21 protein-coding genes and 1 pseudogene are annotated in these 22,397 nt (G+C 65.2%); 11 read left to right on the top strand and 11 right to left on the bottom strand.

The annotated features are described in order from the left end of the window. Nucleotides 1-5: 5 nt before the first annotated feature. From SALB1_RS02815 to tcuA, 5 genes are all read right to left on the bottom strand, one after another. Nucleotides 6-566: a TRAP transporter small permease gene (locus tag SALB1_RS02815; protein ID WP_109992482.1), complete on the bottom strand. Its 561-nt coding sequence runs from the start codon at nt 564-566 to the stop codon at nt 6-8. Between the two features lie 12 nt (nt 567-578). Beyond that, nucleotides 579-1,610, bottom strand: coding sequence for a TRAP transporter substrate-binding protein (locus SALB1_RS02810; protein WP_109992481.1), 1,032 nt, complete (start codon nt 1,608-1,610; stop codon nt 579-581). 130 nt (nt 1,611-1,740) lie between these two features. Then, on the bottom strand, nt 1,741-2,418 hold the full coding sequence (locus SALB1_RS02805) for a GntR family transcriptional regulator (RefSeq protein WP_109992480.1): 678 nt from the start codon (nt 2,416-2,418) through the stop codon (nt 1,741-1,743). A 66-nt stretch (nt 2,419-2,484) separates the two neighbouring features. After that, on the bottom strand, nt 2,485-3,612 hold the full coding sequence (gene tcuB, locus SALB1_RS02800; RefSeq protein WP_199678674.1) for a tricarballylate utilization 4Fe-4S protein TcuB: 1,128 nt from the start codon (nt 3,610-3,612) through the stop codon (nt 2,485-2,487). Beyond that, nucleotides 3,605-4,996 carry an FAD-dependent tricarballylate dehydrogenase TcuA gene (tcuA, locus tag SALB1_RS02795; RefSeq protein WP_109992479.1) on the bottom strand — a complete coding sequence of 464 codons (1,392 nt, stop codon included), beginning with the start codon at nt 4,994-4,996 and terminating at the stop codon, nt 3,605-3,607. The genes tcuB and tcuA overlap by 8 nt, the downstream gene beginning before the upstream one ends. A 231-nt stretch (nt 4,997-5,227) precedes the next feature. On the opposite strand from tcuA, the gene SALB1_RS02790 reads away from it, so the two are divergent. Beyond that, nucleotides 5,228-6,175 carry an IS481 family transposase gene (locus SALB1_RS02790; protein WP_109992478.1) on the top strand — a complete coding sequence of 316 codons (948 nt, stop codon included), beginning with the start codon at nt 5,228-5,230 and terminating at the stop codon, nt 6,173-6,175. Here the strand turns inward: SALB1_RS02790 and SALB1_RS02785 are convergent. From SALB1_RS02785 to SALB1_RS02775, 3 genes are all read right to left on the bottom strand, one after another. Beyond that, nucleotides 6,172-7,236 carry a nitronate monooxygenase family protein gene (locus SALB1_RS02785; protein ID WP_109992477.1) on the bottom strand — a complete coding sequence of 355 codons (1,065 nt, stop codon included), beginning with the start codon at nt 7,234-7,236 and terminating at the stop codon, nt 6,172-6,174. The genes SALB1_RS02790 and SALB1_RS02785 overlap by 4 nt on opposite strands. A 40-nt stretch (nt 7,237-7,276) precedes the next feature. Further along, entirely contained in the window at nt 7,277-8,071 is a 795-nt protein-coding gene (locus tag SALB1_RS02780) for an undecaprenyl-diphosphate phosphatase (protein WP_109992476.1), read from the bottom strand. Between the two features lie 64 nt (nt 8,072-8,135). Beyond that, nucleotides 8,136-8,915, bottom strand: coding sequence for a GNAT family N-acetyltransferase (locus SALB1_RS02775; RefSeq protein ID WP_199678673.1), 780 nt, complete (start codon nt 8,913-8,915; stop codon nt 8,136-8,138). A gap of 156 nt (nt 8,916-9,071) precedes the next feature. Between SALB1_RS02775 and SALB1_RS02770 the strand changes: the two genes are divergently transcribed. After that, nucleotides 9,072-9,701, top strand: a complete 630-nt coding sequence (locus SALB1_RS02770; protein ID WP_109992475.1) for a class I SAM-dependent methyltransferase — start codon at nt 9,072-9,074, stop codon at nt 9,699-9,701. A gap of 25 nt (nt 9,702-9,726) precedes the next feature. After that, entirely contained in the window at nt 9,727-11,469 is a 1,743-nt protein-coding gene (gene mdoH / locus SALB1_RS02765; protein WP_109992474.1) for a glucans biosynthesis glucosyltransferase MdoH, read from the top strand. A gap of 25 nt (nt 11,470-11,494) precedes the next feature. Here mdoH and SALB1_RS02760 read toward each other — a convergent pair whose 3' ends face one another. Then, entirely contained in the window at nt 11,495-13,273 is a 1,779-nt protein-coding gene (locus tag SALB1_RS02760; RefSeq protein ID WP_109992473.1) for a thiamine pyrophosphate-requiring protein, read from the bottom strand. Between the two features lie 189 nt (nt 13,274-13,462). On the opposite strand from SALB1_RS02760, the gene SALB1_RS02755 reads away from it, so the two are divergent. The 3 genes from SALB1_RS02755 to SALB1_RS02750 all read left to right on the top strand — a co-directional run bounded on the left by SALB1_RS02755 (nt 13,463) and on the right by SALB1_RS02750 (nt 14,902). Further along, nucleotides 13,463-14,110 (top strand): response regulator transcription factor, encoded by a 648-nt coding sequence (locus tag SALB1_RS02755; protein ID WP_109992472.1) that lies wholly within the window; start codon nt 13,463-13,465, stop codon nt 14,108-14,110. A 185-nt stretch (nt 14,111-14,295) separates the two neighbouring features. After that, nucleotides 14,296-14,448 (top strand): hypothetical protein, encoded by a 153-nt coding sequence (locus tag SALB1_RS18950; RefSeq protein ID WP_158590593.1) that lies wholly within the window; start codon nt 14,296-14,298, stop codon nt 14,446-14,448. Nucleotides 14,449-14,551: 103 nt separating this feature from the next. Beyond that, the gene (locus SALB1_RS02750; protein ID WP_158590592.1) at nt 14,552-14,902 is read left to right on the top strand and encodes a response regulator; all 351 of its coding nucleotides are present in this window, start codon (nt 14,552-14,554) and stop codon (nt 14,900-14,902) included. 47 nt (nt 14,903-14,949) lie between these two features. On the opposite strand, the gene SALB1_RS02745 is transcribed toward SALB1_RS02750, so the two are convergent. Continuing rightward, nucleotides 14,950-15,336, bottom strand: coding sequence for a DUF2267 domain-containing protein (locus SALB1_RS02745; RefSeq protein WP_109992470.1), 387 nt, complete (start codon nt 15,334-15,336; stop codon nt 14,950-14,952). Nucleotides 15,337-15,533: 197 nt separating this feature from the next. Here SALB1_RS02745 and SALB1_RS02740 point away from each other — a divergent pair, with 197 nt between their 5' ends. From SALB1_RS02740 to glcF, 5 genes and pseudogenes are all read left to right on the top strand, one after another. After that, nucleotides 15,534-16,358, top strand: coding sequence for an OBAP family protein (locus SALB1_RS02740; RefSeq protein ID WP_109992469.1), 825 nt, complete (start codon nt 15,534-15,536; stop codon nt 16,356-16,358). Nucleotides 16,359-16,429: 71 nt separating this feature from the next. After that, nucleotides 16,430-17,101: a hypothetical protein gene (locus tag SALB1_RS02735; protein WP_109992468.1), complete on the top strand. Its 672-nt coding sequence runs from the start codon at nt 16,430-16,432 to the stop codon at nt 17,099-17,101. A 146-nt stretch (nt 17,102-17,247) separates the two neighbouring features. Continuing rightward, complete coding sequence (locus SALB1_RS02730; protein WP_109992467.1) at nt 17,248-18,759, top strand: FAD-linked oxidase C-terminal domain-containing protein; 1,512 nt, start codon at nt 17,248-17,250, stop codon at nt 18,757-18,759. A 5-nt stretch (nt 18,760-18,764) separates the two neighbouring features. After that, nucleotides 18,765-19,827: pseudogene (glcE, locus tag SALB1_RS02725) on the top strand (glycolate oxidase subunit GlcE). Nucleotides 19,828-19,835: 8 nt separating this feature from the next. Next, on the top strand, nt 19,836-21,092 hold the full coding sequence (gene glcF / locus SALB1_RS02720) for a glycolate oxidase subunit GlcF (protein ID WP_109992466.1): 1,257 nt from the start codon (nt 19,836-19,838) through the stop codon (nt 21,090-21,092). A gap of 248 nt (nt 21,093-21,340) precedes the next feature. On the opposite strand, the gene SALB1_RS02715 is transcribed toward glcF, so the two are convergent. Continuing rightward, nucleotides 21,341-22,306, bottom strand: coding sequence for a LysR family transcriptional regulator (locus SALB1_RS02715; RefSeq protein ID WP_109992465.1), 966 nt, complete (start codon nt 22,304-22,306; stop codon nt 21,341-21,343). Nucleotides 22,307-22,397 lie beyond the last annotated feature (91 nt).

Raw genomic sequence — 22,397 nt, 5'->3', positions numbered from 1 at the left:
CCCTATCAGTCGGCGGGCTGGGTCGCTGCGGCTGAGGTGCCGGCCAACAGAGCCAGCAGTTTGTGAATCTCGGCGGCCAGCCAGCCGGCGCCGCCCACCGGCAACGCCAGTTTGGCAACCCAGACTGGCCACTGGGCGGTATCCAGCGTCTTCTCGTCGAACATCCAGCTGCTGTGCGCCTGGGTGTAGCCCGAGTAGATGAACACTGCGAGAAAGCCGGCGACCAGGACGAACCGCACCAGGACCAGCACCATCGCCCCGCGTCCCAACAGGTGTTCCAGCGAGATGCCCGAGGTGACGTGGGCACCGCGATAGCCGGTGTAGGCGGCGCCGAGGAAGGCGAGCCAGATCAAGGCAAAGGTGTCCAGGTCGTAGGTCCAGGAGTTGTCGATCGACACGGATCGCAGGGTGATGCCGAGCAGCACCGAGGCGGTCAGCGTCAGGGTGATGACCGCGGCGCCTGCCCCGGCCGCCTGCCCGAGCCATCCGAACACCCGAGCGGCGCCGGCCAGAGCAGGCCGGCGCGCGCTGTCGGATCGCGAGAGAGGGTGACGCTCGCTGGTCATGGTCTGATCCGTTTACTGACTGACGGGGGCGTCGACGTCGTGCAGGATCTTCTTGCCCTTGGCGCCCGCATCCTTGAGATAATTCCTGCGCGCCTGGGCTTCGGTGGCCTGCTGCCAGGTCTTGAGCTGGGCGTCGGTCGGACGATAGACCTCGTTGCCGTTCTTCTTCATCAGCGCGATGTCATTGTTGAACTCTTTTTCGATCGCGGCGACCGCATCGTTTTCGGTGCTGGCCACGGCCTTCTTGATCGTTGCGCGCTGGCCCGGCTTCAGGCTCATCCACCACTGGCGGTTGACCTGCACCGGATAGACCAGCGGCGCATAGTGAATGGCCGTGACGTACTTGCCGACTTCATACCACTTGCGCGATACGATCGAGGACAAGCCGGATACGCCGCCATCGAGCGTGCCGCGCTGCATGGCGGTATAGACCTCGCTGGAGTCCATCGCCACCGGTGTGGCGCCTTCGGATTTCAGGAACTGGGCCGAGAGCTTGCCCTCGGAGCGCAGCTTCAGGCCCTTGAGATCGGAAGGCACCTTGATCGGGTGTTTGTTGTTGATATAGCTCAGCGCGTAGCCGTAGAAGCTCCAGCCGATCACCTGGGCCCCGAAACGGTTGAGTTGCTTGTTCACGTCCTGACCGAGCGGGCCGTGCAGCTTATTCAGCAGCTTGGAGGCATCGTCGACCAGGAACGGGATGGTGTCCCACTGCAGGGCCGGCGCCTGGTTGGACCACCAGTGCATGCCGCTGATGACCATGTTGGCGGTGTTGTTGGCCACGCCCTGGCCGATGTTGGATTCCTTGAGCAGCGAGCCCGACGGGAAAGTCTGCACAGCGATCTTGCCGTGGCTCATCGACTCGATCTTGTTCGCAATCTCCTGTCCCTGGTCGGCCACGGCCGTGTTCGGCGGCATGTACCAGGCCATGCGGATGGTCAGATCCGCAGCACTGGCGCCCTGGGCGCCCAGAAAGGCGAACGTCGCGACCAGCGCGCCGCTCGCCCACTTGAAACCAACGCTTTTGTTGTTATCGAAATATTTCATGCTTGTCTCACCCGGTTGATGCCCCAAGACGGTAAAACCGCCACATTCGCATATCAATGTATACAAAAGAATGCATACGCTGATAGGCGACTAATGTTGTAGATCGCGGGCCACGCCCCTGTTGCCCTGCCTATTCGGGGCCGGGGCCGGTTTCGTCGGCGTTGAACATCTTAGCGCGCATCAGCTTGAGACGTGCACGCTGGGCGTTGCGGATATGGGCCCGTGCGGCCGTTTCGGCGGCTGTTTCATCGCGGGCGTTCAAGGCCGCGATGATCGCTTCGTGTTCGTCGTGGGCGCTGTCGTAGCGTCCGGCTACCCGCAGCGAGGTACCGCCGAGCAGCGCCATGGAGTCGCGCAGATTGAGTAGCGCGTGTTCGAGAAACCGGTTATGGGCCGCGCGATAGAGCGAGGCATGAAACACCCGGTTCAGCTCGGCAAGCCGGTGCGGATCATCCGCGAATGGCGGTTCGGAAGCGACCAGCTCGGCCAGTTCCTCGACTTCGGCGGCCGAGGCATGGCGGGCCGCGAAGCCGGCTGCCGAGCCTTCCAGGATTTCGCGCAGGTCATACAGCTCCATGGTCTGCTGGTGATCCAGCGATGAAATCACCGCGCCCTGGTGCGGTACGATCGAGATCAGCCCCTTGCTCTCCAGCCGCCGGATGGCCTCGCGGGCGGGCGTGCGGCTGATGCCGAAGCGTTCGGCGATCTCGACTTCGCGCACGCGCGTGCCGGGTGCCAGCGAGCCGGACCGGATCGCCTCCTTGAGCTGCAAGTAGGCGGCTTCGCCGCGGGATACGTTTTTAGCCATCTCCCCTCGTTAATCTCGCACTCGCCGATGCGTTTACAGCGAGCTTATCGCATTGGATGGGCCCGATCAGCTTCGCGCTGCGGCCCGCTGTTCGTGGGCATGGCGCACCAGCGCGGCTACGCGGTGCAGACCGTGCACGAACTTGCCATAGGGCAGGCTGACGAACAGTGCGGCGACAATGCCCAGATGAACGGTCAACGCCAGACCCATCAAGGGCGTGGCACGCAGAATCAGCACGGCCAGTCCGGAGACGCTGGTCGCCAGCAGCATCACGATGAATACGAGCCCGATGTCGGCCGTGCGCGATTTGCCCCGGGCCGATGCCGGCCGGCCGGTCAACAGCCCGATCGGGCCGGCGATCAGGCCGATACCGCCGAGCACGCCAAGGATGACCACCGGGTGCCAGATCGGGTAGGGCGCCTCATAGCCCAGGTAGTGACAGACCGTGGCCAGGCTGGTCGAGGCCAGACACAGCACGAAGCCGTAAGCCGTGGCGTGGTGGCACCAGCGCCGATGATCGCTCGGCCGGCCCGACACGCCGGTACAGCCGGGACCGCCGCCGTGCAGATAGCGCAGCGTGGCCGTATCGTGGATCGCCTGTCGGATCGAGCCCGCTTCCAGCGGTTCGCCGCCGTGGGTGGCGCGCCAGAAGCGGCGCACGCTCAGCGTCATGGCGAGGATCGCATAGCCGAGCAACGTGCCGAAGATGGCCACCAGCACGCCGTGCGGGATCAGGTGGTAGAAGGCGCCGCTGCCGCTGTAGTTGGCGAACAGCGCGCCCGCGGCATGCCAGCCGATCACGCCGGCGATGAATGCCGCCACGAACGTCACAGCGGCGAGCCCGATCCAGAACGCATTGCGTGTGAACAGACCGGAGAACGCCGCCGGCCAGACATAACGCGGGTAGGAATTCTCGCGTAGATCGGCCATGGCCTGCGGCACGTTGATGCCGAATTCGTGCGGCGGCGCGTACTGGCAGGCGTCATAACAGGCGCCGCAGTTGTGGCAGAGATTCGACAGATAATCGACATCGGTTCCGTCGAAGGCGCGCCGCAGTTCCATCGCCGGAAACACCGCGCACAGCCCTTCGCAATAACGACAGGCGTTGCAGATCGACATCTGACGCGCGACCTCGTCCTGGTCCATGCGGGTCAGATCGGCCAGATTGAAATCGGAAACCCTCACATCAGACATGGCTCGCGGCTCCTTCGCCGGCCAGGCGGCCGAATACGCTGCCGATGGTCATGCCGATGCCGGCCAGATAACCCTGCCCGAGCACATTGCCGGCCATGATTTCGCCGGCGGCATAGAGGTTGTCGGCCGGCCGGCCGTCGGCCATCTGCATGCGCGCGCCGCGATCGACCTTCACACCGAGATAGGTGAAGGTGATGCCGCAACGCAGGGTGTAGGCATAGTAGGGCGGGGTATCGATCGGCCGCGCCCAGTGCGATTTCGGCGGTTCGATGCCTTCCGTGTGACATGCGTCGTAGGCCGTGTGGTCGAAATGCCCGACCCGGCAGGCGGCGTTGAATTCGTCGATCGAAGCCCGGGTCGCCGCGGAATCGAGGCCGATCTTTTCGGCCAGTTCCTCGATCGTGTCGGCTTTTTCCGGCGTAAACACCGAGGGCATGAATAACTTGATCGACTTGGCATCGATGAACACATGCCCGACTTGTTCGGGCTGGCCCGCTACCAGCCGGCCCCAGATCGCATAGCGCTTGGGCCAGAAATCCTCGCCTTCGTCGTAGAAACGCTGTGCCTCGGCATTGAGCACGACGCCGAAGGGCACGCAGTCCAGGCGGGTGACGATACCGCCGTCGAACTTCGGCGCCCGCCCGTCGATGGCCACCGCGTGGCCCTGGGTCGCGTCGCCGACCTGCGCCACGCCGTTGTCGAGTAACAGCCGCAGCAGTTCGCCGCGGTTGTAGGGCGTGCCGCGGATCAGGAAATTGGCGGCGGCCGGGCCCCAGGCTTCGGTCAGCCATTCGAGGTTGGCTTCGAAGCCACCCGAGGCGGCAACGAAAGCATTCGCCCGGATGGTCTCGCGCTGCCCGTCATGTTCGATCGTGGCCGATTCGAAACGGCCGCCCGCGATCGCCAGATCCACGACGGTTGTTTCATAGCGCACGACCACGCCCAGCTTGCCGGCCGTGCGGTAGAGGGCGTTCAATAAGGTTTTGCCGCCGCCCAGAAAGAAGGCGTTGGTGCGGCCGAGCGACAGCGTGCCGCCCAGCGAGGGCTGATAGCGCACGCCTTGTGCGTAGAGAAAATCCCAGAGCTCGGCGGATTTCTCGAGCGTCAGGCGGGCGAGCTCACGATCGGTGTGGCCGGCCGTGACCCGCAGCAGATCTTCCCAGAATTCATCCACGGGATAGGGTCCGGTGAGCGTCTCGTTGCCGGCCTCGTGGGCCACGCGCATGTTGCGGGTATGCCGGGTATTGCCGCCGCGATAGGGCGTCGGTGCGCGCTCGACCACGAGCACCGAGGCGCCGGCGCGGGCGGCCGTGATCGCGGCGCACAGCGCGGCGTTGCCGCCGCCGGCGATCAGAACATCATAGGCCGCATGATCGCTGCTCATCGAATCGGGTACCCACCGTGGTTACGCCTTTGTCATAATTTATACGGTTGTATACAAAAAAATACAAATAAAATCGACACGCCGCGATCCCACCGGGGCGGCGGCCACGGGCAGCGGTTAACCGCCGATTGGAACAGGCCCTAGATGTGATCTTTCAGTAGGTTGTTCATCCGAGCCGACCGCCCTGAAACTGATGGGTGCCGAATCCTTCAAGCTTCAGGAGTGACCCGGATGAACACCCACAAGAATGCGCGTTTGACCGTTCATGGTCGAGACCTGTTGGTCCGTCGAATCCTTCAACATGGTCAGCGCCCGGTCGAAGCGGCGCAGGCCATGGGCGTGAGCGTGCGGACCGCTTACAAGTGGCTGGCCCGATATCGCGAGCACGGTCAGTCCGGCTTGTATGAACGCAGTTCGCGACCGGCTCGTTGCCCCCATCGGCTATCCGAGGCAACCCGGCAGCGGATCGTGGCCTTGCGGCGTGAGCGGCGTATCTATCGCGCGATCAGTCGCGAACTGGGCGTGCCCGTGACCACGATCGCACGCGTGCTTCAGCGAGCCGGCCTGAACCGACTGTCCGCGCTGGATCCCGCGCCGCCGGTCAAGCGCTATACCCGCGAGGCACCCGGCGATCTGCTGCATCTCGATATCAAGAAGCTCGGCCGCTTCGAGCGCCCCGGTCACCGCGTGACCGGCAATCGACAAGCCGGACGTTCACGCGGCGCAGGCTGGGACCATGTCCACGTGGCCATCGACGATCACAGCCGCGTCAGTCACGCGACAATCTGGCCGGATGAAACGGGACCGAGTGCCGTTCGCGCCCTGATAGCCGCTTTGCACTATTACCGGCACCTGGGCGTACGATTCGACCGCGTGCTGACCGATAACGGCGGCTGTTACAAGTCGGCTGTCTTCGCCAAGGCCTGTCGGCGACTCGGGCTCAAACACAAGAGGACACGGCCCTACCGGCCGCGCACCAACGGCAAAGCCGAGCGGCTGATCCAGACCGCGCTGCACGAATGGGCCTATGCTCGCGCCTATGACAACGCCGATCAGCGTGCCGCCCATCTGCCCCACTGGCTGCATGACTATAACTGGCATCGCCCCCATGCCAGTCTCGACTACCACACACCCATCAGCACCCTCGGCCTGAACAACCTGGTGGCTTTACACACCTAGATACAACCCGGAATCAGGGCGTGGGCTTCCTTGATCAGGGTGGCGACCAGCTCGCTGGCCGGCATGGGCCGGGTCATGCCGGCGGCCTGGCCGGCCCATAACGACATGAATTCCGGGCGGTGCTGGGCCGCCGCGGCCGCCCGGATGTCCTTGGTCCAGGCATTCTGTTCGGGGTAATCCGGCAATGGATCGACGTGGTGCACGAAGGCTTCGATGAAGCGATTGCGCAGTCCGCGAGCCGGCTTGCCGGAAAACGCCGCCGTGAGTGTGGTCGCGGTATCGGCGGCGCCGGGCAGGGCGGACTTGTGCTCGGGTTTGGCGCCCGATTCGTCCGTGGCGAGAAAGGCGGTGCCCATCTGGACCCCGGCTGCACCCAGGCAATGCGCGGCGGCGATGCCACGCCCGTCCATGATGCCGCCTGAGGCGATCACCGGAAGGCGCACGGCATCCACGATCTGCGGCACGAGTGCCAGCGTGCCCACCGCCGAGCGCTCGAAATCATCGAGAAAGCTGCCGCGATGGCCGCCGGCCTCGAACCCCTGGGCGACGACCGCGTCCACGCCGGTGGCTTCGAGATGACGGGCTTCGGCGACTGTGGTGGCGGTGCCGGCCACCCGGCAGCCGGCGGTCTGCAGCCGGTCGACCTGGGCGCCCGTCAATGCGCCGAAGGTGGTGCTGACCAGCGTCGGCGCCGCGTCGAGCACGGCTTCGAACTGTGCTTCGAAATCGGGGGCGATGTCGTCGATGGCCGACGGGGCCTCGATGCCGAGTTCCTGCCGGAATTCGGCCATGTGGGCATTGGCCGACGCTACCCGTGCCGCATCGCGCGTGCACGGACCCGGCACGAACAGGTTTACGCCGAACGGCTGGTCACTGGCGGCGCGCACCGCGGTGATCGTGCGTTCCAGCGCATCCGGCGCAAGATAGCCGGCGCCGATCGAGCCAAGGGCGCCGGCGTTGGATATCGCGGCGACCAGCGCCGGTGTGGTCGGCCCACCGGCCATCGGCGCCTGGATCAGCGGATGGCGAATATTGAGCAGTGCCGCCAGGGCGTGTTTCATGGAGCGTATCCGGTATGGGTGCCGCTCAATCTGTACCCGTTCAGCCGGCGCCGGGCAATAGTGCCAGCAGCAGCACCCCGAAAATGATGCGGTAAATGGCGAACACGGTAAATCGATGGCTCTGGATATAGGTCAGCAGCCATTTCACCGCCACGAACGCCACAATGGTGGAGACCACGAACCCGATGGCGACCGCGGTCCAGTTCACGTTGCCGACCTGGCCGTGGTGGATGCTGTGGAACAACTCATAGCCGCTGGCCGCGAACATGGTCGGGATGCCGACCAGAAACGCGAACTCGGTGGCCGCACTACGGTTGTTGGTGCCGGCCAGCAGGGCAATGAAGATGGTCGCGCCCGAGCGCGAGGTGCCCGGGAACAGGCCGGCGACCATCTGCGCGATGCCGACCAGAATGGCCACGGTCCAGGTGATCTTCGACGACTCGGCCCGCCGGGCGGCGATCTGCTCGGCCGCAATCATCCAGAAGCCGCCGATGATCAGCGCCCAGGCCACGCCATACAGGTGTTTGGGCAGCTGGAATCCGGCCTTGACCGCGATCAGGCCCAGCACCGCGGTGATCAGAAAGGCCACGATCAGCTTGGCGAGATAATCGCGCTGCGCCGGGTCGCGCCAGTTGGTGAACAAGGCGACGATGCGCTGCCGGTAGATCAGGCAGACGGCGAGAATCGCGCCGGCCTGGATCACGATGTTGAACAGATCCGAGCGTTGTCCGAGCCAGCGTTCGGCAATCAGCAGATGGCCGGTGCTGGAAATGGGCAGGAACTCGGTGATGCCCTCGATGATGCCGAGCAGCGTGACATTGAACAGGTCGGCCAAGACTTCGCCCTCAAAAAAACCCCTAGTTTACCTGAGCGCTCGATCCGGCCGTGCGACGGGGCGTTTATGCCGTGAGCCTGATATCGCTGTCGGCGGCGGTCGTGCCGAGAAAATGCCGGGCATAGCGCGGCGACAGCCGGGCGACATCCAGATGCATGAACAGGTCGGCCACGCCGAAGTCGGGGTCATGGCACGGCGGGCCTCCGACACGTGCGCCCAGTCGGAGATAGGCCTTGATCAGCGGCGGCATCCGCACGGCACGGACCAGCCGGTTCGAGGCGGCCGGCAGGGGGCGCCGCGGCGCCACGCGGTGCTGCGCAGGCACCGGCTGGCGCCCCAGGAGGTCGCGGCAGATGGCATGCGCCCGGTCCAGGCCGTCGCGCAGGTCGATGCTGGCACAGCCGATGAGATGATCGTAGTCGTCGGCCCGGATCAGGTCCGCCAGCCCGTTCCACAGCATGGCGATGGCCGCGCCGCCGCGGTGCGCGGAATCCACACAGGTCCGCCCGATCTCGAGAAACCGCCCCGGGCGCGCCAGGAGACGGTCGATATTGAACTCGGTGGCGGAATAGAAGCGCCCGGCGGCGATGGCGGCTTCGTGGGTGAGGATGCGCGTGCTGGCCACGGCGCGGTCGGTGGTGGCCTCGCGCACGATCAGGTGCAGGCAATATTCATCCATGGCGTCGGTTTCCAGCCCGGCGGGGCCCGGTTCGATGCGGGCGCCCATTTCCTCCACGAATACGCGGTGGCGCAGGGCCAGACTGTCGCGGATGTCCTCTTCGGTCTGGGCGAAACTGTAATAGAAGCCGCGCGGAGCGCGTTCGATACGGGTCGCGATGGACATGCGATGGCCTCCAGAGACCGGATTAACGGCCCCGATTCTCGGCCGGGCATGTGATGAATCGATGACCCTGGGATGACCGCGCCGTGAAAGGCCGGACGTCATCGCGGGGTCACGAAGCGCTGCTAAATCTGGGCCGAAATCCTGGAGGTTTCTTCCATGTCGGAACTGACGCTTCTATGGCGGTTGTGGCTGGCGAAACCGCGCCAGATCGCCACCCTGGCGCCGAGCGGTGCCGCCGTGGCGGCCGCTTTCGTCGACGCCGTCGCGGCGGCCCCCGATGAAGGCACGATTGTCGAACTGGGGGCCGGGACCGGCCCGGTGACGTCGGCGATGTTGGCGGCGGGCGTGGATCGACAGCGGTTGTGCATCGTCGAGGCGAACGCCGAGCTCGCCGCGCATCTGCGCCGGCGTTTCGGTCGGGATCTTGTCGCCCGGGCGGATGCGCGGGCGCTGGACCCGTTGTTCGAGACACGCCGTATCGACCGCATCGCGGCGGTCATCTCGACGCTGCCCATCCTGCACTTCGGGCGCACCGGCCAGCGCGCCGTGCTGGACGACTGTTTCGCCCGCGCCGCGCCCGGGGCCACTTTCACCCAGATCACCTATCTACCTGGCTCCCCGGTGCGCCAGCGTCATCTGCGCGCCTGGAATTATTGCGCCGAACGCTATCGCCGTGTCGCCCAGAACTGGCCGCCGGCCACGCTCTGGCAGTATCGCGCCCGGGAAACAAGGCCCTCGGGGGATCGTTATCGAGATGTCTGCCTCGGGCGATTAGACTCGGAATGATTGTCCGCCCGAGGTCCGCCATTCCATGTCCGCACCGGTCGACGTCCGTCGCCGCCGCTATCTCGTTGTCGCTCTGAACCTGGTCACGCTGGCCGTGGCCTTCGCGGCCATGCTGTCCTTGTTGGCCGCCGACGGCCTGACGCTGTCCGAAGGCCTGATCGGTTTCGGTTTCCTGCTTAGCATGCCGTACACGGTGCTCGGCTTCTGGAATGCCGTGATTGGGCTGGCCCTGCGCCAACTCCGCCCCGAGCAGGTGCGCGCCATGCCTGGCGTGGCCGCATTGACCGACGCCGATGCCGAGTTGCCGGCGCTGGATTGCAGTACGGTTCTGGTGATGACGTTGCGCAACGAGGCCCCCGCGCCGGTATTCGAGCGCCTGGCTTGCATGCGCGACTCGCTGGCCGCAACCGGCGGCATCGATCGATTCACATTCGCTGTGATCAGCGATTCCGACGAGCCGGATATCATCGCCGCCGAGCGCGCCGCCTTCGCCGCCTTCCGCGCCCATGCCGCGCCCGGCGAACCCGCGCCGATCTATCGCCGGCGGGCGCACAATCGCGGCTACAAGGCGGGCAATATCGCGGATTTTCTGGATCAACGCGGGGCGGCGTTCGATTATTTCATCCCGCTCGATGCCGACAGCCTGATGTCGGGTGAGGTCATCGTGCGCCTGGTGGGTGTCATGCAGGCGCGGCCGGAGATCGGCATTCTGCAGAGCCTCGTGGTGGGCATGCCCAGCCACAGTGGTTTCACGCGTGTATTCCAGTTCGGCATGCGCCATGCGATGCGCGCTTTCACCACGGGCGCGGCCTGGTGGACCGCCGACTGTGGAGCTTATTGGGGGCACAACGCAGTGATCCGCGTGGCGCCGTTTCGGGCGCATTGCCGGCTGCCCCGGCTGTCGGGGCGCCCGCCGTGGGGCGGCGCAGTGCTCAGCCACGATCAGCTCGAGGCGACCTTCATGCGCCGGGCCGGCTACGAGGTGCGCGTGGTACCGGTCGAGAGCGACAGCTACGAGATCAATCCGCCTACGCTGCTGGATTTCATTCGCCGCGAACTGCGCTGGTGCCAGGGCAACATGCAGTACCTGCGGCTACTCGGCACCCCTGGGCTGCGGCCGGTGAGCCGCTTCCAGCTGCTGCAGGCCATCGGGATGTATATCGCGCCGGCGGCCTGGATCGGAATGATCGCGGCAAGCTGTATCGGCGGCGTGCTCGGCGATCTCAGCCTGGGCGACGTGCGGCTCGGGTTCGGCCTGTTCGTGGGCGTGTTCGTGCTGGCGATCACGCCCAAGATCGCCGGGGTACTCGATGTGCTGTTGTCCGCCCACGGCACGGGCCGCTACGGCGGCAGCGCCGTGTTTGCGGCGTCCGTACTGGTTGAACTGCTGTCATCGGCCCTGATTGCGCCGGTGGTGGCGCTGTCAATCACGCTGTTTCTGATCGGGCTGATGTTCGGTCGCAGCGTGGCCTGGGGCGGACAGAATCGGGATCGCCTGGATATCGCCTGGCGTGACGCCTGGCCGCCGTTGGCGCCGCATACGCTGGCCGGGATCGGGATGGCTGCGGCGCTCTGGAGCGCGGCCGGATTCGGCGCCACGTTATGGGCCGCGCCGATCATCCTCGGTCCGGCCCTCGCGGTGCCGTTAACCGTCTGGAGCGGACGCCAGGCGGTCGGGACGGTCATGCAGCGCCGCCGGCTGTGTCTCGTGCCCGAGGAAAGAAAACGGCCGCCAGTGCTGGCTACGCGGCGCGCCGACACTGGGTGACGCGCCGGGTCGCCGGCCGTGGCCGTCAGTCACGCCACTTGGCCCACATCTGCTTGAATGATTCGCGAATGATGTGCGCCGACTCCGGGTCTCCCTTGACCATCGACGACATAAAGCTCCTGGCCTGCTGGAAACTGATATGCGGCGGTAGCGGGGCGACCTCCGGGTCGGTGTAGGCGTTGATCACCACCGGCCGCTCGGCGGCCAGCGCTTCGCGCCAGACGCCTTCGATCTGGTCGGGCGAGTCGATACGCAGGCCTTTCAGGCCCAGCAGCTCGGCGTACTGGTCGTAGGCGAAGTCCGGCAGGTCCTGCGAGGTCTCGAACTTGGGATCGCCTTCCATGACGCGCTGTTCCCAAGTCACCTGGTTGAGATCGCGGTTGTTGAGCACCAGCACGATGGCCGTCGGATTAGCCCATTCGGTCCAGTACTTGGCGATCGTGGTCAGCGCCTGGTTGCCGCTCATCTGCATCGCGCCGTCGCCGACCATGGCGATGCCCGGACGGTCCGGATAGGCGAACTTGGCCGCCGCGAGATAGGGTACGCCGTTGCCCATCGACGCCAGCCCGCCGGACACCGATCCGATCATGCCGCGCCGGATCTTGAGATAACGGGCATACCAGTTGGTCGCCGAGCCGACGTCGCAGGTCAGCATGACGTCGCTGGGCATCCGATTCGACAACTCGGCGAAGATCGCCTGCGGATTGACCGGATCGGCGCTCATCTTCGCCCGTTCGGCCATGGTGTTCCACCAGTCGCGGGTCTTCTCGATGAGCTTGTTCTGCCATTCGCGATCGGTCTTGCGATTGACGCGCTCGGTCAGCGCAGCGGCCGTGGCCTTGGCCTCGCCGTGCAGGTTGACTTCGGTCGGGTAGCGCAGGCCGAGCGCTTCGGCGTCGATATCGATCTGCACCGCGCGCGCCTGATCGTCGGTCGGCAGGAATTCGGCGTAGGGGAAACGCGTGCCGATCATCAGCAGCGTATCGCAGCCGGCCATCATGTCGGCGCTCGGCTCGGTACCGAGCAGGCCGATCGTGCCGGTGACGTAGTCGACGTCGTCCGGGATCATGGTCTTGGCCAGAATGGCCTTGGCGACGCCCGCGCCGAGCTTGTCCGCCAGGGCCAGTACCTCGTCGACTGCGTCCTTGGTGCCGGCGCCGGCCAGGATGGCCACGCGTTCGCCCGCGTCGAGAACCTTGGCAGCGGCCTCCAGATCGGCTTCGGCGGGGCACGTCACCGGCGGGTTGTAACCGACGCCGGAAAACGTCGCCCCGTGCTTGGCCGGTGGCTGTTCCATCGGCGCGTCCTGGATATCGGCCGGCACGATCAGCGCGGTGACCGCGCGCCGGCCGATCGCGATGCGCATGGCCTGATCGACCAGATGCCGTGCCTGGCGCGGATCGGACACCATGTGCACGTAGTCGCCGGCGACGTCCTTGTACAGCGAGATCAAGTCGATCTCCTGCTGGTAATCGGTGCCGAGGCTCATGCGCGACTGTTGGCCGACGATCGCCACCGCCGGCACGTGATCCTTGCTGGCGTCGTACAGCCCATTGAGCAGATGGATCGCGCCCGGGCCCGAGGTCGAGATACACACGCCCGGCGTACCGGTGAACTTGGCGTGGGCGCTGGCCATGAATGCGGCCAGCTCCTCGTGCCGGGGCTGGATCAGACGCGGTCCGCTTGCGGCGCGGCGCAGACCGGCCATGACCCCGTTGATGCCGTCGCCCGAGTAACCGTAGCAACGGGTCACGCCCCATTCGTGCAGGCGCGCGACGATGAAATCTCCGACGGTTCGAGACATAGCAGGTATCCACATCGAATCGCCATGCCACCGTAGGTGCAACAGGCCAGCCACCCAATCCGTGACAATCCCTAGGTGTTCGGTCCCGTTCGCCGATACTGACGTCAATTGGCGATATGCGGGCAAATACGGGTTCAACCCGGCTTGCCGGCTGCTAGCCTTGACACACCACACGCAAGCGGAAATGCGATGGAACCGCTGGTTCATGTCGTCGACGATGACGACGCGGTACGTGATTCGCTTCGTTGTTTGCTCGACTCGATACAGATTGTGAGTGTCGGGTACTCGACGGGGCGGGCATTCGTCGAGCGCGAGCGCGACATGCGTCCGGGGTGTGTACTGCTCGATCTGCGCATACCCGATATGAGCGGGCTGGATATTCAGCGCTCGCTGGCCGACGAGGCCCCGCATCTGCCAGTGATCTTCATGACCGGCTATGGCGACGTCGAGGCCTCGGTATCAGCCATGCGCGAAGGGGCGGCCAATTTCCTCACCAAGCCGGTGAACGGCGAGCTATTGCTGGCCGAAGTGCGCGAGGCGACCGAACGTAGCCGCGAGATTCTGGCCGAACATCAACATTGCGAGAGCGTGTGCGCCCGGATGGCGTTGCTTACCCCACGCGAGGCCGACGTGCTACACGAAGTGGTCGCAGGCTGGTCGAACAAGCATATCGCACGACGCCTCGGCATCAGTCCGAAAACGGTCGAATTGCATCGTGCCAACGTGATGAACAAGATGCGCGCCGGCTCGCTGGCCGAACTGGTCCGCCTGCACCTGACCGCCACCGGCGAGTCGCCGAGTGCAGCCCGCAACCGCGGGCCCGAGCGACGGCGGTAGTCGTCGGGGCGCGGTCGCCCGGCTTGTTCGCGGGGCGTTCCAGCACGGAGCGAGGGGCCACGCTGTGCTGGGGGTTAGACCCCAGCCAGCCCCCGATGATCTCTGTGCTTTCCCGGATCAATTCGCCCGCGCACCTAAGCCACCCTGAGCGTTGAAAAAGCCTGCGATCAGCGAGGGTATGGATCATGAGCGCGACTTCGACGCGCCTGGTGATTGTCGGCGGTGGCTTGCCGCGGACTCGAACGCCAGCGCGAGATGGTGGGGCCGCGCGCGGCATCGAGCGCCTGCTCGCCGAGCTCTTTTCGCCCGATCACGGGCCCCGGTTGAAGATGCACTGAGCGCGGTGCGCCTGCATCGTCGCCGGCCCTGTCGACGTAATTTCCAATATATCCTCTCCGGGCTATTGCCATGCTGGATACCGTTCGACAATGTCGGGTCGCGGTGATCGACGACGATGCAGGTTTCGCCATGTCAATGGCCGCGTTGCTCGGCAGCGATGGCTTCGATGTTCGGCTGTTCGACTCGGCCGAGGCATTCATCGATGCCGACGAGACCTCCCGTTTCTGCTGCCTCATGATCGACTGGTTGCTGCCTGGCATGAGCGGCGCGACGCTGTGCCAGCGGCTGGCTGCTTTGGGTCCGCACCCGGCGCTCATTCTCATGAGCGGCACGCAGTTTGCCGTCTGTGGCAGGCCGCCGAACCTGCCGCCGAATACCGAGTTTGTTCAGAAACCCTTTGATTCGGAGTGGTTGCTGACCGAGCTATGGGATATCTGTGGCCGGCCGCAATAGCCGGTTTGCGTGCTGTCCGCCCGGGCCGGCCGGCGAGCGGTTACGTATCAGTCGCGAAACAGGCGGTCCAGCTCCCAGGGCAACTCGTCGCGCAGTTGCTTCAAGCGAGCTGCATCGAGCCCTTGGGCGAGCGTGATTGCGACCGCGTAGGTTAACGAATCCGCCTGTTCCGGCGGCAATTCGGTCCGGGCGCGGACCTTGTCGAGAAACTCGGCGAGCTTGATCGGCTCGCCGCTGGTGTCCGGACGTCGGGCGCCCGAACGCAGGGCCGCGGCCGCCTCGTTCGGCAAGCCGGAGGCGATGTGTGTGCCGGTGTCCGCGCTCAGGTGCTCGCCAAGCGCATCAAGCGTGATCAGAGTGCATTGGGCGACGCGCGCCGCGTCCAGTTCCGGGCAGCTGCTGTGAACCGTCGCTGTCAGGTTTTCGCTCTGCATGCGTAAAAGCTCGATCAGGGCACGAGGCGCATCAGCGTCGGGCAGTCCGGCGCTCGTGAAAATTCGGGTGTTCCCTTATCGACTCTGCCACGTCAGGGTTTGCCCGGACAGACGCGATGGCCCGGAGCCCACCACACTCGGGGCAACGGTCCACCGCGAGCGATGTGTCTCGCTCGCCTGCAATCAGAGGCAGCGCCATGTCCCGATTCGATTTCGCCAAATTCGATCGCTTGTCACGCGCGCGCCGCTCGTCGCCCAGCGGTACCGAGGCCGCGCTGGGATTCGCCGCCGGGCTGGCCGTAGCCGGCGGCTTCTGGCTCGGCCGGCGCCTAAGCCGTGCGGTCTCCATCGGCCGCGGCCATCCGCCCAAGCATCAGGCGCTCGACGGCGCGGCCGCGCTGGCCCAGCGCAAGATCCCGCTGGAGTCGATGAATACCTATCTCAACGGCTTTCACATGTATGCCGACGATATGGGTCGGCAGGTGGAGGCCAGCCATTTCTGCATGCATTTGGCGCCGGATCTGCATCAGTGCGTGATCTTCGATTCCAACGCGAAGGACGCGAAATTGATCGGTATCGAATACATCATCAGCGCGGAGCGCTACGCGCAGCTGCCCGACGACGAAAAGCAGCTGTGGCACAGCCACCACTATGAGATCAAATCCGGTCAGTGGGTGGCACCGGGCATGCCCGAAATGGCCGAGCGTGCGTACTTCGAGGATCTGGTGACCACCTACGGCAAGACGTTCCATACCTGGCAGGTCGATCGCGACGATTTCCCCTACGGCGTACCGCAGCTGATGATGGCCTTCACCGAGGATGGCCAGATCGACGCCGACAAACTGGCCGCGCGCGACCGTCGCTTGGGCGTGGACTCCGACAAACGCCGCGCGAACCGCGCCGATATCCCCACCCCGCGCGTACAGCCGCAGGCCAACTGCTGGCAAAGCGGCCAGAGCGTGCAGACCGCGCTGCATACCTGCGCGTTTCATCGTACCGATGGGCACGGCCCGACCGGATAGCGCGTCCCGGCAAGACATCACGGGCGCAAGCAAAGCGCCATGGTCTGCCGTGTCGAGTACAGGAACAGGTCATGTGGGATTTTTTCACGGCCAACGCCAAGCCGCTGTCCGTCATTGCCAATTTCGGCACGATGATCATCTGGCTGTTCTATGCCCATTTGCTGTATCAGGCGTTCAAGCGCCAGCGCCAGGCTCGGATTCTGATCAACCAGGGCTGGGGCGAACAGATCAATTCGGTGGCGATCGTCAGCAACATGAGTCACGAGCCGGTTTACATTCAGTGTGTCGTGCTCAGCATCAAGCTCCAGGACGGACGTAAATTCCGGGATTCGGTCACAGATTTCGACGACGCCGAGCCCTGGAATGCCAGGAACGACCCGCGTGAGGTGACGCGCCAGGGGCCGCTGGATACCGGCTGTTATATGAATCTCGGTACGTTTCAGACCCTGTTGCGTCAATCCGGCCAGCAGCACGGGCTGATCGATGGCGAGGACGACCCGGTCAAGCGTATGGGTGTGCGCGATTTCAAGCTCACCGTGATCTGCAACTATGGCCCGTCCGGTCACGCCATCGGCGTACAGCGCACCTTCGTCGTCCACGGCGAGAACCGCGACCGGCTGTGCCCGGATTCGATCTACAGTCGGCGCATGACCAATCGCCGGGCCCGCCGCAAGATGGAGCGCTGGTTGCGCGAGCAGGTCGAATACGCTAGGGGCAGCGAGGCGCCCCGGCGCGCGCCATAAACGCCGACTCCGCGCCGCCGGAACCCCGTGGCAAGTGCTTGACCGGCTTCGCGCCGGGCGTATAGTCGATAAAAACGATCAGCGGCCATGGCCCACGGCGCCCGGCCGATGCCGCGCGGCTCAGACCGCGGCCGAGGGAGGAGAATATGTCGCAACGGCCCGCTGCCGAAGCAGCCGGGGCCGGTTCAACCGCGCCCAATGCCGATCACAAGACACGGCTGCGGGCGGCGCTGACCGCCGAACTGCCCGATGAAATCGTACTGCACGCCGAAGAGGATCTGCGTCCGTTCGAATGCGATGGCCTGTCGGCGTATCGGCGCCTGCCCATGCTGGCCGTTCTGCCCAAAACCATCGCGCAGGTCCAGGCGGTGTTGCGTATCTGCCATGCGCACGATACGCCGGTGGTCGCGCGCGGCGCTGGCACCGGGTTGTCCGGCGGCGCATTGCCGCTGGAGTCCGGCGTATTGCTGTCCCTGGCCAAGTTCAATCGCATTCTGGATATCGACACCGCCAACCGGCGCGCGACCGTCCAGCCCGGCGTGCGCAATCTCGCGATATCGCAGGCAGTCGACCATCTCGGGCTGTACTACGCGCCCGATCCGTCGTCGCAAATCGCCTGTTCCATCGGTGGCAACGTGGCCGAGAATTCCGGCGGCGTGCATTGCCTGAAATACGGGCTTACCACCAACAACATCGTGCAGGTCGAAATCGTGACCATCGAAGGCGAGCGGCTGACGCTCGGCGGCCCGGCGCTGGATTCGCCGGGCTATGACCTGCTGGCGCTGATGACGGGCTCGGAAGGCTTGCTCGGCGTGATCGTCGAGGTGGTAGTCAAGCTGCTGCCCAAGCCGGAACTGGCCCAGTGCGCCCTGATCGCCTTCGACGACGTCCGCAAGGCCGGCAACGCCGTGGCCGATATCATCAAGGCCGGCATCGTGCCGGCCGGTCTGGAAATGCTCGACAACCCGGCGATTCGGGCGACCGAGGAATTCGTGCATGCTGGCTATCCGACCGAGGCGGCGGCCATTCTGTTGTGCGAAATCGATGGCACCGAGGGTGAGGTGGCCGACGACATGGCACGGGTGCGCGAAGTGGTGGAGAAAAGCGGCGCGACCGACGTGCGCATCTCGCGCGACGACGTCGAACGCGCGCTGTTCTGGGCCGGGCGCAAGGCCGCCTTCCCGGCCATGGGGCGGATCTCGCCGGACTACTATTGCATGGACGGCACTATCCCGCGGCACGCGCTGGCTGACGTGTTGATGGGTATCGGCGAGTTGTCGGAACAATACGGCCAGCGTGTGGCCAATGTCTTTCATGCCGGCGACGGCAACCTGCACCCGCTGATTCTCTACGATGCCAACCAGCCCGGCGAACTGGAGAACACTGAAGCCTTCGGCGGCGCGATCTGTCAGCTGTGCCTGGAGCACGGCGGCACCATCACCGGCGAGCACGGCGTGGGCGTGGAGAAAATCGATCAGATGTGTGTGCAGTTTCCCTCGGCCGAGTTGACGCAGTTTCATGCCGTGAAAGCCGCCTTCGACGACAAGCGGCTGCTCAACCCCGACAAGGCGGTCCCGACGCTGCATCGCTGTGCTGAGTTCGGCGCCATGCATGTACACAACGGCGAATTGCCGCATCCCGAACTGGAACGGTTGTAGCGACCATGGCCGATCTGACCGAAGCATTGGCCGCACAAGTGGCCGAGGCGCATCACAGCCGCTCGCCGTTGACCCTCACCGGGGGCGGCAGCAAGCCGTTTCTCGGTGAAGCCGCCGCTGAGCCGACTACAGCGCTCGATTTGAACCCGCACCGGGGCATTGTCACCTACGACGCTGGCGAACTCGTGCTCACCGCGCGCGCCGGCACGCCGCTGGCCGAAATCGAGGCGGCGCTGGATGCCGAAGGCCAGCGCCTGGCCTTCGAGCCGCCGCACTACGGCGAAGCGGCCACGCTGGGTGGCACGATCGCCACCGGTGTTTCCGGGCCGAGCCGGCCGTATGCCGGCGCGGCCCGTGACTTCGTGCTCGGCACACGCATCATCAACGGCCGCGGCGAGGTACTGCGTTTTGGCGGCGAGGTGATGAAGAACGTGGCCGGCTACGATCTGTCGCGGCTCATGGTGGGCGCCTTCGGCACGCTGGGCGTACTGCTGGAGATCAGCCTGAAAGTGCTGCCGGCGCCGCGCTTTACCCGGACGCGCGTGTTCGAATACGACCAGGCCACCGCGATCGAACGATTCAACACCTGGGGCCTGAAACCCTGGCCGATCACCGGGGCGTACTGGGAAGATGGTCGGGCCTATCTGCGTCTGTCGGGCGCGGAGTCGTCGGTGCGGGCCGCGATGGAAACGCTGGGCGGGGAAACGCTGGACGCGGACGATACGTTCTGGACCGATGTGCGCGAGCATCGGCGTGGTTTTTTTTACCGACAATCGCTCGCCGCTCTGGCGTCTGTCGGTCGCGCCGGCCACGTCACCGCTCGATCTCGCCGGCGAGACCGTGCTGGACTGGGGCGGCGCCCAGCGCTGGCTGATCTCCGACCAGCCCGCCGAGACGATACGTGAAGCCGTGGCCGCCCAGGGCGGTCATGCCAGCGTTTACCATGGCTCCATCAGCCCGCGCCAACACCCCATGCCCGCGCCGCTGCTGCGGCTGCACAAGCGCTTGAAACAATCGATGGACCCGGCGGGGATTCTCAACCCGGGCCGTCTCTCTCCCGATTTCTAGGTCCTGCCATGCAGACATCGATCATCGACGCCCTGCGCGATACCGAGGATGGCCGCGAGGCCGATCGCATCCTGCGCGCCTGCACCCACTGCGGTTTCTGTACCGCGACGTGCCCGACCTATCAGGTGCTGGGCGACGAGCGCGACGGCCCGCGCGGGCGTATTTACCTGATCAAACAGGTGCTGGAAGGCGAAACGCCGACCGAAAAGACGCAACAGCATCTGGATCGCTGCCTGACCTGCCGGGCCTGCGAGACGACATGCCCCTCCGGGGTCGAGTACGCCAAGCTGGCCGACATCGGCCGCGATCTGGTCGACCAGCAGGTCGAGCGGCCGGCCCGGGAACGCTGGCTGCGCTGGTTGTTGCGTCACGTGGTGGCGTACCGGCGGCGCTTCGCCATGGTGCACGCGCTCGGCCAGCTCGCGCGGCCTTTTCTGGTTGGTCCGCTTGTCTCCCTGCGTCAGAAGCTGCCACCGCAACGGCCGCGCCTGGCCTGGCCGCAGGCCAGCGATACCCGGCGCCTGATGCTCGTTCACGACGGGTGCGTGCAGCCGGTGGCCACGCCCAATACCAATGCGCATGCCGCGCGCATCCTGGCGCGGCTCGGCGTCCGTCTGGTCGCGCCGTCCACGGCCGGCTGCTGTGGCGCGCTGTCACAGCATCTGAGCCACCGCGAGGAAGCCCACGATTTCGCCCGTGCCAATATCGATGCCTGGTGGCCCTACATCGAGCAGGGCGCCGAGGCGATCGTGATCACCGCCAGCGGTTGTGGTGCGTCGATCACCGAATACGGCTATATGTTGCGCAATGACCCGGCCTATGCCGAGAAGGCCGCGCGCGTCTCCGAACTGGCGCGTGACCTGAGCGATGTGCTGGCCAGCGAGGATCTCTCCGCGCTGGGCGATATCGGCGGCGGCCGGCGGGTGGCTTATCATCCGCCCTGCACGCTGCAGAATGCGCCCGGCTTGCACGATCACGTCGCCGAAATCCTCGCCCAGGCGGGCTATCAGCTCACCCACGTCTCGAATGCGCATCTGTGCTGTGGCTCGGCCGGGACCTATTCCATCCTGCAGCCGGAAATGGCCAACCGGCTACGCTCGGACAAGTTGCAAGCGCTGGATGCGGATGCCCCGGACGTGATCGTCACCGCCAACGTCGGTTGCCAGCTGCATCTGGAAGCCGCCGCCCAGCGCCCGGTACGCCACTGGATCGAATTGCTGGAGCCCGAGGCGCTTGAATCGACGCGTTCGGTGGCGGCTGCTTGAGTCGAAACGCTGCGTTCTTTGGTTATCCGCAGATTACGCAGATGACGCAGATTGAAGAAGGCGAGATTGTTTTTGTCTTCTTGTGATACACGGATGGGCACGGGGCAGTTCAACTCCGTGCGAGGGCGGGAAAGCCGCGGCCTTTCGCTGCTTTAAAAATCTGCGTCATTTGTGAAATCTGTGGATCAAATGTCTTCGGCTTTGGCAGTTGCTACCCGGATTTGAAGGCGGTGTTCCTTGTCCGTGGATTAATTCTTCCGGTTCGGGTGGCCTACTGAGGCGGCGCCGGGCGGCTCGAGCGCCTGCCCGCGTAGGAGGCTGTTCAGAAACGTATCGAGCACGCGATTCGGGCGTCGGCCGTTGCGCGTGATGGCGTGATAGTCGATGCGATAACTGAATTCCCGCGGGCGCACGGCGACCAGTCGGCCGGCATCGACCCAGCGCTGGGCATAGTGTTCCGGTAACAGTCCGATATAGCGGCCGGTGAGTACCAGAAAGGCGATGCCCTCGCGCTCGCTGGCGGTCGCAGTATGATTGAGGCGATCGACCACGGCCTGTGCATCGTCGGACAGCGGATACGCCGGCAGCACCGCGTCCGCCGCTTCGATCGCTTGTGCGGCGGGCGTCCTGCCCGGTTCGGCCAAGGGATGACCCGCGGCACAGTAAAGCAGGGTCTGTTCGGTATAAAGCGGGATGTAGTCGAGCGCGGCCAGCCGCGATAGCGCGGGCGTGACACCGACGTGCAGCCGGCCGTCCAGCACGGCGGACTCGATGTTGCCCGGCGGCATCATGTGGATATTGGTATGCACGTTCGGCCCGCGATCCTTGAGCTCGGCGAGCGCATCGGTGATCCGCATCTCGGGCAGGGTGACCAGATTGTCGGTGATGCCAATGTTGAGCTCGCCCCGCAGGTCGTGGTGCAGGGCGTTCACCTCGTTGCGGAAACTCCGCAGATGCGCGATCAGCCGGCGCGCCGCCTGGTCTACGGCCTCGCCCTCGGCCGTGAGCACGAAACCGGACCGCCCGCGCTGGCACAGCGTGAAGCCCAGCCGGGTTTCCAGCTCGCCCATGTGGATCGACACCGCGGAACGGCTGATGCCGAGCGCCGCCGCTGCGGGCGTGAACCCCGCGGCGTCGACGACGGCGCGAAATACCCGCAGCAGGCGCAGGTCGATGTCGCTGATCTGGCCCAGTCGTTCGACGCCGCGTTCCATATCCGCCCCCGGTTCATGTGTTAATAAAAATATACGTGAATTAAAAAACTTATATATTTAATCACGCATTGCTGGAGCCTAACCTAGCGTT

Origin of the sequence: Salinisphaera sp. LB1 (assembly GCF_003177035.1) — a bacterium.
Classification (GTDB): domain Bacteria; phylum Pseudomonadota; class Gammaproteobacteria; order Nevskiales; family Salinisphaeraceae; genus Salinisphaera.
Note: the sequence above shows the minus strand (reverse complement) of the source record. Positions and strands in the feature narration are given on the sequence as shown.